Here is a 13,833-nt window from a genome sequence, read left to right on the forward strand (position 1 = left end):
ATGCCCGACGTCTTTCAGACGCGCGGTTTCGTCGAAAGACGCCGGCCTGCCAGCGAAATGTCCCGGGGGTAACACGCCCAGTCATGGAGACAGAGCCATGAGGAGCAGGCCATTTCGTCGATTTCCTCAAGGTGTGCGCGCGAACGCCATTGCGTGCGCCACACTGCTGCTGTTTGCGGCGAGCGCGCATTCGCAATCGCTCGAAACGCAAGCCGCTCAAGCGGCCCAGGCGGACGAGCGCGCGAGTATCAGCGCGCTGCGCCAGGAGCTGGACAAACGCATCCAGGAACTTGAAGCCCTCAAGCACAAGCTCGCCGACGAAGAGGCGAACTTCGCGCGCCTGAGCCGTGCGCTCGACACCGGCAAGCTGGAGACAGCGCGCGGCACGGGCGGCACCGACGTGAACGGTCAGCCGCTTGGCAACGCGGATGGCACCTCGGATGGCAACGCGGGTAACACCGCGAGCAGCACCACAGGCGGCACCACGGCCGCCCCGGGGCCAGCCGTGCAGAGCGCCCAGGCCACCCCCGCCGGCAACGCGCCGCCCTCCACACCCGCGCCGAACCAGCCTGTCGGCCAGGCCCCCGTCGCCGATACGCGGCCGCCCGCCGTCGCGCCCATCTTCGAGCAGCCCGGCGTGCTCACGCCGCGTCACTCGTTCGTCGTGGAGCCGTACTTCCAGTTCGCCTATTCGTCGCAGAACCAGCTTTCGCTGGTGGGCTACACGATCATTCCGGCGCTGCTGATCGGGCTCATCAACGTGAGCGAAGTGAAAACGACCACGCTCACAGGCGGCGTGGCCGTGCGCTATGGCCTCACGAACCGGATGGAGCTGGAAGTGCGCGTGCCCTACGTGTATCAGACCAACGATACGGTGGGCCGGCAGATCTTCACGGGCGCCGCTTCGAACAGCGTGATCAGCAGCAACGGTCATGGCCTCGGCGACGTGGAAATGACGTTGCGCTACCAGCTCAACCAGGGCGGCCCGGACAAGTTCTATTACATCGGCTGGCTGCGTTTCAAGTCGGCCACCGGCAAGAGCCCGTTCGACGTGGTGACCGACTGCGTGACGACCTGCATTTCGAACACGACCGGCACGGGCCTGCCGCTCGAGCAGCCCACGGGCTCCGGCTTCTATGCGATCCAGCCTGGCCTCACGTGGCTCTTCCCGACCGACCCCGTAGTGTTCTTCGGCAACTTCAGCTACCTGCACAGCTTCGGCAAGGACGAAACGCTCACGCTGCGCAACGGCGCCACGCAGTTCCTCGGCAAGGTTCAGCCTGGCGACATCTGGGGCTTCAATATCGGCATGGGGCTTGCGCTGAACGAGAAGGCGTCGGTGAGCATCGGCTACGACCAGAGCATCGTGCTGCCTACGTCGCAGAACGGCCAGACCGTGCCGGGCTCGGTGCGCGTGGTGCTGGGCACCCTGTTGATCGGCTACTCGTACCGGCTCTCGCCGAAAACGACGCTCAACTTCTCGATAGGCGCCGGGCTCACGCGCGACACGCCGGACCTCACGCTCACGCTGCGCGTGCCCATGTCGTTCTGAACGCGCTGAGCGCTCCGAATGCCCGTGCCTTGCGCGGGCGCTTCAACCCACGCGCTGCCGCCGCGCGCTCCTAACGGGGACGCACGGTGGCGGCGAGCGCCGCATTGATGGACGAGATGAGATTGGCGACCTTGTACGAGGCGAGCGAGTTCACCGACGTGTTGATCGACGTGAGCGCCTGGATCTGCTGGTTGTTCAACGTGTTCTGAATGGCCATTGCGCCGGGCGGCAGCGCGCCCGGCTGCACCGCATTGCCGCGCCCGTTCTGCACAAGCGTGCTCGCGCCGCCCGATGCCAGCATGGCCTGAGCCTGCTGCGCCGTCATCGCGCCTACGTCGGGAATGTTGAAGCTCGTCTGCGTGACGAGGTTGCCGTTCACATAGACCGCGCGCGAAATGCCGAACGACACCTTGAGACCTTGCGACGTGTCGAAGCCGCCGCGCAGGGTGTCGAGACGTTGCTCGCTGAGCGCTGTGGTCTGGGTGGCCGGCCAGTTGGGATCGCTCGCGGTGGACGGCGGCGGATCGCCGGCTGCTACGCGCGCGTCTCTCGCGCCTTGCGCTTCATGCGCGCCTGTCGTTTGCATGGCGCCCCCGGTCAGTTCGCTCACCACCACGGGCGCTTCTGTCGGAATGGGCGCGGCCACTTCCTCGCCGGTCTGACCCGACGCTGCGGTCTGCATGCCGTCCGCGCCCGCTCCAGTAGCGGACGAATACATCGCCACACCGTCTTCGTCGATGCTGCCTGTCGCGACGGAGGGCACATCGCCGTCCACCGCATCGACCACCGGCGGCACGAGTCCGCCGTACGCCAGCGCCACGATGCAAGCGAGTTTCAGAGGTCTATGTTTCATCGCGGTTCTCAGAATTCGCCCGGACCGAGCTTCGGCACGACCACCTGAAACAGGCTGTCGCGCGGTATGCCCACGTAGAGCGGCGCCTGCGGCGCAACGTGCCAGTCGCTGGCGTCGTTGAACCTGGGCGGCTCAGGCCGGTTGTGGATGACGAACACCACGTGGTCCTGCCATCTCTCTTCGAAGGTTTCCTGCGAAATGGCGCGCGTGCCGGTGGCCGGATCGCCGATCAGCACGCGGCCATTGCGCATGCCCTTCACCACGACGAAGTGGTGGTAACCGTGTTCGACGATCAGCACGATGGCGGGCGTCTTCGTCTCTTCGAGCTTCGAGAGCGGCACTTCGTAGCCGTCCGCCTGGAAGCCGTGCGCCATCAGGAAATTGCGGATGTCGAGCAGAGAAAAACCCTCCCTGCGGATCTTCTCCTGGTTGCCGTGCTCGTACATTTCGATGAACGCCTGCTGCTCCGTCACCGGATAGTCGTACTGGTAAGTCAGCAGCGTGGCGACCGCGGCCGAGCCGCAGCTGAAGTCGAATTGCTGCTTCACGGTGCGCTTGAAGCGGGCCTCCTTGAGGCTCGTCACATGCATGCCGTAATAGCCGCCGCGCGGGTCGGAGATGTCGATCGGGTCGGCCGAGGCGGCCTGCACGATCATGCCGGCCGCCAGCGCGGCGCATGCAAAAACGATCTTCCTCGCTGCGTTGCGGTTCATGGCTCGCCTGCACTCGATTGCATTCAATTCCCGAAGCGCACGTTCAAGACAGTGGCGTTCTGGATCAGCACGTTGGCGCCGGTGTTCTGGATCACCGTGGGCAGCCCGCTCGAGTTCGAGAACGAGCCGTCGCTGATCGAGTTCGAACCCGTCACGACCTTGTAGGCGGTGTTGTCCGCAACCGTGCCGGTCAGATTGTTCTGGCCGACCATCACGTCGCCGCCGCGCTGAGTGTCGAGCTGGCTTGCGTCGAGCGCCACGCCGAACTGGGCATCGGGCGGTGCTGCGGGTAGCGCTGCGGCTGGTGCTGGGGACGCCGCGGGCGTTGTGGTTGCTGCTGCGAGCGGTGCTGGGGACGCCGTGGGCGTTGTGGTTGCCGCGGTGACAACAGGCGCTGCAGCGACTGCGCCCGGCTGCGACGCTGCACTGCTCGCTGCACTTCTTCCAGGCTCTGCCCTCGCCTGGGCAGCCTGGGCAGCCTCCATGGCTACGCCCGTTCCCGTTGCCGGAGCATCGGCGGCGTGAACGGCGAAGCCGGGCAGCGCCAACACAACAGGCAATACCAGCTGCGCAAACCGTTTTTGCGCTTGCATGGTGGTCTCCCTCGTCCTGCAGTCCTGCATGCGGCCGGATGCAAGGCACGCAGGACAGGTTGTCTGCGATGCCTGCCGTGCGCCACGCGCGTGACGAGCCAACGAGGCCCGACGCGAAGCACAGGGCGGCGGAGCGACCGCCGCAAGGCGCAGACCGCGCCTTGCGGCAAATCGCACGACTGACTGCTTACGCTGACTGCTTACGTTGCTGAGCGCTCAACGTCCGACCGTCAAGTTGGCCTGCACCGTCACAGCCTGTTGCACGAGCGATGCCGCGCCGCTGTTCTGGTTCGCGATCATGATGCCCGCTGCCGACTGGCCGACGCTCGACATCGCGTTGGACATGTCGAACGTGCCAGCGCTCACAGCAATGGTTCCGCCATTGCCGCCCGTGCCGCCCGCTGCGCCATTGCCCACGCCACCGTTGCCGGTGCCGCCCGCGCCGCCTGCACCGCCCATCGCGCCCACTGCGCCGTTGCCGGCCGTTGCGCTGCCGTTGCTCGCCGTGGTGGATGCGCCGCCGTTCGTCGCGCTGCCGCCGGTGCCCGTGCCGCCCGCACCGCCTGCGCCTGCCGTGCTCGTGGCTGCGCCGCCGTTACCCGCGCTCGCCGCTGCTGCGCCGCCCGTGCCCGTGCCGGCTCCGCCGGAGGCCGTGGATGCGCCCGCCGTGCCCGCACCGCCCGTGCCCGTGCCGCTTCCGCTGCCGGTACCCGTGCCCGTGCCGGTGCCTGCGCCGGTCGAGGCCGACGCCGCGCCGCCACCGCCGCTCGTGCGCGAGCGCGCGTCGCCGGTGCTCCCGCTGCCGGTGCCGCCGCCGAAGCCCTTGCCGAGCCCGGCTGCCGAGCCACCCAGCCCAACCGAAGCTGCGAGGGCTCCGCCGCCGCTGCCGCTGCCGCGTCCGCCGGCTGCGCCCGCGGCGCCGCCTTGCGTGCCGCCTGCTGATGCCTGGCCGCCGCGGCCGCCGTTGCCGCCATAGCCGTCGCCGGCCGTGGCGCTGCCGTTGCTGGCATCGCCGGCACTCGCGCTGCCGTTCTGCGCGCTACCGCCGCTGCCGCCAGCGCCGCCCGCACCACCGGCTCCGCCCTTGCCGCCATAGCCGTCGCCGCCATAACCTGCACCGCCCTTACCGCCGCGGGCGCCGTTTGCGTTACCCCAGTTCCCCGCGTAGTTGCCAATGCCGGAGACGCTCAGGTTCGTCACGGTGCCATCGAGCTTGCTGAGCGCGACAACCTTGGTGGAGTTGAATGAATCCTGGTAGGCGGTGGCGCCTGCAGCGAGTTCGTTGGCGTTGCTGCCCGTCGTGCTGGTCTGGCTGGAGCTTGCTGAGCTGGTGAGCGTGTTTGCGCCGGTGGTGGAGCTCTGGTCGCATGACTTGCTCGAGTCGCTGCATGGATTTGCCATTGCGTATCCGCTAAAGCCCAGGGCCAGGGCCGCGGCGGACGCCAATAAGGTTCTGCGCATGGGATCCTCCTGTTCGTGATAAGGGGCGGCTTGGCCAACCACGCCAATCCGCGGCACGTCAACGCATAGGTGATGCCATTCGCGCAAACCTTTGAAACACAAGGGAAAGTTAAATTTTCCGGAGCGTGCGATATTTTTATAAGGGTTTACCCCTATGTTTTATGTTTCAGCAGCGCAACGGGAAAATCGGAGCATATCGGGGCGATTAAAATGTGCGTTCGCACATTTCCATAACATTCATGGAATTACAGAAGGAATTTGAAGTTTAATCGTAAAAATAAAAAGTGTTTCGTTGCTGCTATCCGGAAAGATGGTGTAAGACCCGGAAAGCACGAGGAGGCGTCCCGCAAACGATTCAACGCTCATTCTCTGCGCCTTACCCAGAGCGGGCGCGGCGCTTGCTCATAGTTTGGACTCGACGCGCGGCCCATGCGCGATATGTGCTGGAAAAACGTATCCTTTTAAGTTAGACAGACCACAAAGCGCGAATTAATTCGCCAATTGCGAATTCATTATGCATCACATTTTTCGGACAAGGCAACATAACTGTCATACGAGATTGCATTGCACCAATGCGCACGTCCGTTCGCCTCACCACATTATCGTCTAATAATAACTTTCCTCAGACATGGGAAGGTATTTAAAAGCCTTTTTATCCACGATTTTAAAATCGCCGCACACCATTGCCGCTACGAGCCGGCATGCGCGCTTTCGGCCATCCAGTGGTCGACGGACTGGCAGGTCCAGAGAGGATCGTCATGCGGAAGGTCGTGACCGGCCCAGGGATGCTGGAGATGCGTGGCCTGCCAGCGCGCCGCGAGTGTCTGCGAGCACACGGGGTTCACCAGTTCGTCTCCACGCGACGAGAGCACGAGCACCGGACAGGCAGGCGCGGTCGCCCGTGCCGAGAAATGCGCCGCGGCCCACAGTTGCCGCAGCGCGTTGGCTCGCGTGACCGGCGCGCTGCGCCTGATGGCCGACCAGGCCGCCACGTCCTCGTCGAAGGTCTGGCGGCGGTTGCAGGTGAGGCGGTGCACACGCGCCTCGATGGCGTTCGCGTTCTGCGGATCGCCCCACGCGAGCGCGATGTGCGCGAGGTCCGGCCACGCGCCCGGCTGCAGGCGTTCCGCAGCGCGATTGAACGGCCGCATGCTCGTGTTGACGAGCACGAGCCGCGCGATATCGGCGGGATGACGGGTTGCCCAGTCCGCCGCCACCATGCCGCCCAGCGACATGGCCAGCACGTTGAACGGCCCCGTCTTGCCCGCCTGCAACAGCGCCAGCCGCACGAAGCCCACCATGTCGGCGACTTCGAGCGGCGAACGCAGCCTCGCGAACGTGCCGTTGCCTGGCAGGTCGAGCGCGTAGACATCGCGCGCGGCCAGGGTGTCGCGCAACACGTCCGGCAGCCCGCCCCAGTGGCGCGCTTCGCGCGTGAGCCCGCGCAGCAGGATCCAGGTGCTCATGCGCCGGGCTTGCGATACCAGTGCGCAATGGCACGCTGGAGCATCTGCTGGCGCGCATAGCCTTGCGGCAGCCAGCGCTTCGACGAAAACGCGGCGCGCGCGAGAAAGTCGAACAGGTTCGCGTGACGGCGCAGCACGCGCGCCGTGCGATGCGCCATCACCGGGTTGAAGATGCCCTGGCGCGAAAAGATCTGCCGCGGGTTCTTCTTGATCCACAGCCACGAGCCCAGTTCGAGCGTGAGCGGCAGGAAGATGTTCTGCACGGGCGCGCGGTCGTAGGCGCAGTCCCACAAATCGCCGTGCAGCAGGTACTGGTGGCTCTGCGGCTCGAACTTGTAGCCGTGGTGCGGATGCGCGCCCTCGAACATCGACTTGAGCGCGTACATCTCCGGCAGGTGGTGCATGAGCTTGCGCGTGCGCGCGTAGGGAAACCAGATGCTGTCGGCCCAGCCGTAGCCCGAGTGGCAATCGAGCGCGATGCTGAGCGGCCGCGTTGCCAGTTCTTCCTCCACGAGCTTGAGAAGCGCCGCCGCTTCGGGCTCCATCGGCTCGCCGCGTCTGCCGCGATACCAGGGCAGCCACGCGCCCACGCGCTGACCGCCCGCCAGAAACGGCACGCGCGCGTCGGCGTCCTGCGGGGCGTTGCGCATCAGGTCCACGCCGTTCGGATTCGCACGCGTGGCCTGCCACATGCCTCCCGGGTTCACGATGGGCATGAAAACGAGCCGGATGGATTCGAGTTGGCGCAGCAGCAGGTCGTCCCATTCGAGGCGCCCCACCAGCGCGCGCATGTAGTCGAGCACGAGGTGCGTGCCGATGCGTTCGAGACCATGAATGCCGCCGAAGAACCCGATAGCGGGCGCCGCGGGATTATCGGAACCGATGCACGCGGTGTAGAGCCGGAAGCTGCGGCCGTGAACGCTTGTTTCGCCGGCGCTGCGGATGTCGAACCAGGCACGGCCGTCGTCGAGAATCGACTTGAGGTCTTCGTATTCGGCAAAGCTGTCGGGAAGGAAACTGAGGGCCTGCATGACGACGCCGGTTCCTTTCGCTATTGTCGGGTTTGCCGAGCCTGTTCACGGCGCGCGCTAATGCTTCAAATATAGCCGCTTCATGACGAATAAAGCATGACAGTGTGACCTTTCACACGAACGTCACACGGCGGCCGGTTGCGGGTGCAACGCGCCGGTTCGCGACGGCTTTTCCGCTCCGCCTACACATATAGTCATCTAGACGTCTCGATGGCTTCACCGAACCGTCATAGACCCTTCCTAGAATGCCTCGACATTCACGGGCGCACGCCATCGACCCAGCGCATCAGCGCGCCCGCGCCTGAAACCACGACGGAACTGTGATGGACGCCATTCGCATCGAACGCCTGTCGAAGACCTTCAGCAACGGCCGCAAGGCGCTCGACGAAATCGATCTGCGCATCGAGCCCGGCGAGATGGTCGCGCTCATCGGCGCGTCGGGCTCGGGCAAGTCGACGCTGCTGCGCCACATCGCGGGCTTCACGGCGGGTGACGCACAGCCCTCGCAGATCTCCGTGATGGGCCGCCCGATCCAGCAGAACGGCAAGATCGTGCGCGAGGTGCGCCGCATTCGCCGCGACATCGGCTTCGTGTTCCAGCAGTTCAACCTCGTCGCGCGGCTCACGGTGGAGACCAACGTGCTGATCGGCGCGCTCGCGCGGCTGCCGCTGTGGCGGCGGCTGATCGGACACTTTCCGCGCGAAGCGCGCGAGACGTCGCTCGACGCGCTGGCCGAAGTGGGCATTGCGGAACACGCCTACGAACGCGCCTCGACGCTCTCGGGCGGCCAGCAGCAGCGCGCGGCGCTTGCGCGAGCGCTCGTGCAGCGCGCGCAGATCATCCTCGCCGACGAACCCATCGCCTCGCTCGACCCCGAATCGTCGCGCCGCGTCATGGACATGCTGCGCGCGCTCAACGCGGGCCACGGGCTCACGGTGCTCGTGTCGCTGCATCAAGTGGACATCGCGATGCAGTACTGCCCGCGCACCATCGCGCTGCGCCGCGGCCGCGTGGTCTACGACGGCCCCTCGGCCGCGCTCACGCCCGCGCTGCTGCAACGTCTTTACGGCGACGACGCGCGCACGCTCTACGAAGGCGCAACCACGCGGCGCGACGCATCCGATGCACCCAATGCACCCGCTGCACCGGTTGCCGAGCATGCGCGACCGGACGCCGACGCCGGCCTGATCGTGCCGGCAAGGCATCCCATCGCCAACCCGGCCTGACTGCACGCGCAGTCAACGCGTACCCCTAATGCACGCCTAATGCACCCCTAACGCACGCTCGACGTCTCCCAACGTATCCCCAACGCGCACTCAACCCGCCTCCCCGCTCATCACCGATCCACCCAACGGACCTGTCCTCATGAAACTGCTTCGCTTCCTGCTTGCCGGCGCCGCGGCCTGCGCCACGTTCGCCGCCGTGACTGCCCACGCCGACGACCTCAGCTTCGGCATCATCTCGACCGATTCGTCGGCGGTGCTCAAGCAACGCTGGCAACCGCTGATCGACGACCTCAACAAGCAGACCGGTCTTTCCGTGAAGGCCTTCTTCGCCACGGACTACGCGGGCATCATCGAAGGCATGCGCTTCAACAAGGTGCAGATCGGCTACTTCGGCAATGCATCGGCGATGGAAGCCGTGGACCGCGCCAACGGCGAAGTGTTCGCCAAGGTGAAGTACGCGAACGGCGACGCGGGCTATCACTCGGTGCTCATCACGAACGTGGCGAGCCGTTTCAAGACGCTCGACGACGTGTTCCGCAGCACGAAGGACGTCAACCTCGGCTTCGGCGACCCGAACTCGACTTCGGGCAGCCTCGTTCCGGGCTACTACCTGTTCGCGAAGCGCAACGTGCCGGTCAACACGTCGGCCTTCAAGATGGTGCTGCCCGCAAGCCACGAGGCGAACCTGCTCGCCGTCGTGAACAACAAGATCGACGTGGCGACCAACAACACCATCGAACTCGCGACGCTGCAAAAGCAGCACCCGGACAAGTACGCCCAGGTGCGCGTGCTGTGGACCTCGCCGATCATTCCGTCGGACCCGCTCGTCTGGCGCAAGGACCTGCCCGACGCCACCAAGGAAAAGCTGCGCAACTTCTTCTATCACTACGGCGAGCGCGACCCGCGCGAGAAGGCTGTCATGGCGGCGATCACGGGCTTTGCGGGATTTGCGCCGTCGTCGAACGAGCAGTTGCGCGCCGTGCGTGAAATCGCGCTCTTCCAGCAAAAGCAGAAGATCGCTAACGACACCCAGCTTTCCGACGACGACCGCAAGACGCAGCTCGCCGCGCTCGATGCGAAGCTCACGGCGCTCTCCGCGCTCTCGGGCACGGCGCCGAAGCAATGAACGCGGCGCAAGCGGGGGACGTGGCGGCATCGGGTGGGGCGGCGCAGGCGCCGGTTTCGGTCGGGACCTCGGCGAACCGCGATGCGGCAGCCACAGCAGCAGGCGCCCGCGACGACCACGCCGCCGCCCTGCGCCCGCGAGCGCCCACCAAACGCGGCTGGGCATCGCTCGCAGGCTGGGCAGTGGCGTTCGTGCTGCTCGGCGCGTCGTGGCGCGGCGCGGACATGCGCCCGCTCGAACTGTTCTCCGACGCCGGCAACATGGGCCAGTTCGCCCGCGAGTTCTTCCCGCCCGACTTCACCGAGTGGCACACGTACCTGCACGAAATGCTCGTGACGCTCGCGGTCGCGATCTGGGGCACGGCGCTTGCCATCGTGTGCGCGGTGCCGTGCGGGCTCGCCTGCGCGCACAATCTCGCGCCGCGCTGGGTGCTGCATCCGGTGCGCCGCGTCATGGACGCCTGCCGCGCCATCAACGAAATGGTGTTCGCGATGCTGTTCATCGTCGCGGTGGGGCTGGGGCCGTTCGCGGGCGTGCTCGCGCTCTGGGTCCACACCACGGGCGTGCTCGCCAAGCTCTTCGCCGAAGCGGTGGAAGCCATCGATCCGCGCCCCGCCGAAGGCGTGCGGGCCACGGGCGCGTCGCCGCTCGACGAGATCGTCTACGGCGTGCTGCCGCAGGTGCTGCCGCTGTGGATTTCGTATGCGCTCTACCGCTTCGAGTCGAACGTGCGCTCGGCGATGGTGGTGGGCATGGTGGGCGCGGGCGGCATCGGCGTGGTGCTTTACGAGGCGATCCGTTCGTTCAATTACGCACAGACCTCCGCGGTCATCGTGATGGTGATCGTGGTGGTGACGTTCATCGACGTGGTGTCGGCCTGGCTGCGGGAGCGGGTGACCTGAAGGCGTGGGGCGGCCAGGCATCGGCTCCCGGCAAATCCCCAGGGCCGAGACGTGAATGGAATGCGCCGCCGGGGCGAGGCCGCTGCCATAATCGCGCGGTCGCCCCGGGTCCACCGCCCGCCACCTCACGCCACCGCCCGCCGCCCCGCCGATGGAAACCGCCGTCGTCCTGCTGGTTCTGCTCTCCGCCCTGCTGCACGCCTCCTGGAACGCCTTCCTGCATCTCTCGGATGACCGCGTCTGGCTGCTCGGCATCATGTCGATTCCGTACCTCGTCGTGAGCAGTGTCGGCGTGGCCGTGCTGCCGCTGCCGGCGCCCGCGAGCTGGCCGTATATCGCGGCGTCTGTCGTGCTGGAGTTCGCGTATTGCCTCTCGCTCATTCGCGCCTATCGCAGCGGGGACTTCGGGCAGATCTATCCGATTGCGCGCGGGCTTTCGCCGCTGCTCGTATTTCTCGGCGCGCTCGTGTTCGCTCACGAGGCGCTCAAGCCGCTCGCGGCGGCGGGCGTCGCGCTGGTCTCGGCGGGCATCGTCTCGCTCGCGTTTCGCCGCGGCATGCGCTTTTCCGGCGAAAGCGTGCCGTTCGCGCTGCTCACGGGCTTGTTCATCGCCTCGTATTCGGTGGTGGACGGCATCGGCGCGCGTCTTGCCGGCAACGGCTTCAGCTACGTGATGTGGGTCTATCTGCTCTGGAACGTGCCGCAATTTCTGCTGGTCTGGCATTGGCGCGGCGGCGCGGCCGGGCTCTTCGGGTCGCGCGCGCAGCGGCCTCAGGTCTTCAAGGGCATGCTCGCGGGCGTGCTCGCACTCGTGGCCTACGCGCTCGTGATCGAGGCGTTCCGCTATCTGCCCATCGCGATGGTCTCCGCGCTGCGCGAACTGAGTTCCATCTTTGCGGTGCTGATCGGCTGGCTCTTCATGCACGAGACACTGAGCCGCCGACGCATCGTGGCCTGCGCGCTCGTTACCGTCGGGGCGGTGCTGATCCGGCTTTGATGCTCCGATGCTTTGATACTTCGGGGCTTCGATCCTTCGACAACGCATCGCGCGCTGCCCAACATCGCCGCGCGCTCTCCTGCCGGCTGTGGCGGTTCAGGTCCAGGCGCTTCAGGCGAGGAAGACCCCCACGGCCGCTGCCGCCCAGCTCGGCAACTTCATCAACGGCGAGCCGTGGGGTGACGGCGTTTCAGGCGTACTCGGGCAGCGTGGCGTCGATGGCTTCGGCGAGCAGGCCGAAGGCGGGCGCGATCTCCTCGTCCGGCACGCAGGCGTAGCCCGCGAGCAGCCCGCGCGGCGCGCTCGCCGGTTGCGCGTAGTAGCCCGACAGCGGGCGCACCACGATGTTGCGTTCAAGCGCCGCGGCCGCCACGGCGCGATCGTCGGCGCCCGGCGGCAGTTGCATGACGAGGTGCAGCCCGGCGTCGCCGCCCACCGCGGGCAGCGCGTCGCCATAGCGGGCCGCCACGGCGTCGAGCAGCGTCTGCCGGCGCTGCCCGTAGAGCGCGCGCATCTTGCGGATGTGCGACGTGAAATGCCCCTCGGCGATGAATTCGGCGAGCACCGCCTGCTGCAACAGCTGCCCTTCGCGGTACAGCTCAGCGCTGGCCGTGGCGAAGGTATCGGCGAGCGCTTCGGGCACCACCAGATAACCCACGCGCAGCCCAGGAAACAGCGTCTTGCCGAAGCTGCCCACGTAGATCACCTGGCCCGCCGTATCGAGACCCTGAAGCGAGGCGAGCGGCCGGCTGCCGTAGCGGAACTCGCTGTCGTAGTCGTCTTCGATGATCCAGCAGCGGTGCTGGCGCGCGTACTCCAGCAGCATGCGGCGCCGTGCGAGCGTCATCACCATGCCCAGCGGATATTGATGCGAGGGCGTGACGAGCATGAGCTTGGGCGGCTGCGCGAGATCGTCGGGCGACGGGGCGATGCCTTCGCTGTCCACGGCGATGGGCCGCGATTGCAGACCGGAGACGTGCAGCACGCTGCGCACGCCCCAATAGCACGGGTCTTCGGTCCAGATCACGTCGCCGGGGTCCGAGAGCAGACGCACGGCCAGATCCACGGACTGATGAATGCCCGTGGTGATGACGATCTGCTCGGGCGTGCAGCGCACGGAACGCGAGGTGCGCAGATAGTCGGCGAGCGCGTGGCGCAGCGAGGCGAGGCCGCCGCCCGGCGCGTAGGTGAGCAGGTCCGGCCGCAGCCGTCGCCAGTATTTGTTGTGCAGCCGGCTCCAGACACGCGCCGGGAAACGCGAGACGTCGGGCACGCCGGGCATGAACGCGCCCCACTGACGCTTCGAGACGCCGGCGCCCGCGATCAGCCGGGCGCCGCGGGCCGAGAGCACCTCGGGGGGATCGATGCGCGGGGCGGCGAGGCCTGGCGCGCTGCGATCCGCCGTGGAGGGCAATCCGGCCGCGGAACCGGCCAGGCCCGCCGACGCCCCGCGCCGCCCTGCGAAGCCGCTGCCAGCCGACTGCGCTTGCCTGCCCGTCTGGAAGACTGCGCCAGCCGCCGCCGAACCGTCGCTGCTCCTCACGGCATCGCCCATATCCCCCACGATCTCATCCGGCGCGCTGTCCGCCACGAACGTGCCGCGCCCCGTCGCCGAAGTCACGTAGCCTTCCAGCGCTAGCTGCTCGTACACCTGCGTCACGGTATTGCGGGCAATGCCCAGTTCGCTCGCGAGCAGCCGCGACGACGGTACCCGCGTGCCCGCCGGCAATTCGCGGGACAAAATGGCCTGCTGCAGCAGCCGGTGCAGCTGGCGATAGACGGGCTGGCCGCTGCCGCGGTCGATGCGCTGGGCCAGCCAGTCGGAGAGCACGCTCTTGCGCAAGATTGGCTCCTAAGAATTTACCGGAATGGCTCTGAAATCCAGAGCCAAACCTGAGTATAGTCGCTGCACG

Annotated in this window: 12 protein-coding genes; 5 read left to right on the plus strand and 7 right to left on the minus strand. The window is 66.8% G+C overall.

Annotation, left to right across the window (positions count from 1 at the left end):
• The first annotated feature begins 97 nt into the window (after window positions 1–97).
• A complete protein-coding gene (locus tag PKKP23_RS24730; RefSeq protein ID WP_126878816.1) occupies window positions 98–1,552 on the plus strand; it encodes an acetate kinase in 1,455 nt (484 codons plus the stop codon).
• A 70-nt stretch (window positions 1,553–1,622) separates the two neighbouring features.
• Here PKKP23_RS24730 and PKKP23_RS24735 read toward each other — a convergent pair whose 3' ends face one another.
• From PKKP23_RS24735 to PKKP23_RS24760, 6 genes are all read right to left on the minus strand, one after another.
• Window positions 1,623–2,405, minus strand: a complete 783-nt coding sequence (locus PKKP23_RS24735) for a hypothetical protein (RefSeq protein ID WP_205703015.1) — start codon at window positions 2,403–2,405, stop codon at window positions 1,623–1,625.
• An 8-nt stretch (window positions 2,406–2,413) separates the two neighbouring features.
• Window positions 2,414–3,118 (minus strand): C39 family peptidase, encoded by a 705-nt coding sequence (locus PKKP23_RS24740; protein WP_017775399.1) that lies wholly within the window; start codon window positions 3,116–3,118, stop codon window positions 2,414–2,416.
• A 23-nt stretch (window positions 3,119–3,141) separates the two neighbouring features.
• The gene (locus tag PKKP23_RS24745) at window positions 3,142–3,711 is read right to left on the minus strand and encodes a hypothetical protein (protein WP_126878817.1); all 570 of its coding nucleotides are present in this window, start codon (window positions 3,709–3,711) and stop codon (window positions 3,142–3,144) included.
• A gap of 216 nt (window positions 3,712–3,927) precedes the next feature.
• Window positions 3,928–5,172: a hypothetical protein gene (locus PKKP23_RS24750; RefSeq protein ID WP_126878818.1), complete on the minus strand. Its 1,245-nt coding sequence runs from the start codon at window positions 5,170–5,172 to the stop codon at window positions 3,928–3,930.
• Window positions 5,173–5,861: 689 nt separating this feature from the next.
• Entirely contained in the window at window positions 5,862–6,638 is a 777-nt protein-coding gene (locus PKKP23_RS24755; RefSeq protein WP_126878819.1) for an alpha/beta fold hydrolase, read from the minus strand.
• Window positions 6,635–7,669: a M14 family zinc carboxypeptidase gene (locus PKKP23_RS24760; RefSeq protein WP_017775395.1), complete on the minus strand. Its 1,035-nt coding sequence runs from the start codon at window positions 7,667–7,669 to the stop codon at window positions 6,635–6,637. The genes PKKP23_RS24755 and PKKP23_RS24760 overlap by 4 nt, the downstream gene beginning before the upstream one ends.
• 323 nt (window positions 7,670–7,992) lie before the next feature.
• On the opposite strand from PKKP23_RS24760, the gene phnC reads away from it, so the two are divergent.
• The 4 genes from phnC (at window position 7,993) to PKKP23_RS24780 (ending at window position 11,920) form a co-directional block, all read left to right on the plus strand.
• A complete protein-coding gene (gene phnC, locus PKKP23_RS24765; RefSeq protein ID WP_126878820.1) occupies window positions 7,993–8,895 on the plus strand; it encodes a phosphonate ABC transporter ATP-binding protein in 903 nt (300 codons plus the stop codon).
• Window positions 8,896–9,034: 139 nt separating this feature from the next.
• Window positions 9,035–10,021, plus strand: coding sequence for a phosphonate ABC transporter substrate-binding protein (gene phnD, locus PKKP23_RS24770; RefSeq protein WP_126878821.1), 987 nt, complete (start codon window positions 9,035–9,037; stop codon window positions 10,019–10,021).
• Window positions 10,018–10,923, plus strand: coding sequence for a phosphonate ABC transporter, permease protein PhnE (gene phnE, locus PKKP23_RS24775; protein WP_240659128.1), 906 nt, complete (start codon window positions 10,018–10,020; stop codon window positions 10,921–10,923). The genes phnD and phnE overlap by 4 nt, the downstream gene beginning before the upstream one ends.
• Window positions 10,924–11,074: 151 nt before the next feature.
• Window positions 11,075–11,920: a DMT family transporter gene (locus PKKP23_RS24780; protein WP_126878822.1), complete on the plus strand. Its 846-nt coding sequence runs from the start codon at window positions 11,075–11,077 to the stop codon at window positions 11,918–11,920.
• Window positions 11,921–12,110: 190 nt separating this feature from the next.
• On the opposite strand, the gene pdxR is transcribed toward PKKP23_RS24780, so the two are convergent.
• Entirely contained in the window at window positions 12,111–13,763 is a 1,653-nt protein-coding gene (gene pdxR / locus PKKP23_RS24785; RefSeq protein WP_126878823.1) for a MocR-like pyridoxine biosynthesis transcription factor PdxR, read from the minus strand.
• Between the last annotated feature and the right edge of the window lie 70 nt (window positions 13,764–13,833).

The organism is Paraburkholderia kururiensis JCM 10599 = LMG 19447 (genome assembly GCF_003986935.1).
GTDB lineage: Bacteria > Pseudomonadota > Gammaproteobacteria > Burkholderiales > Burkholderiaceae > Paraburkholderia > Paraburkholderia kururiensis.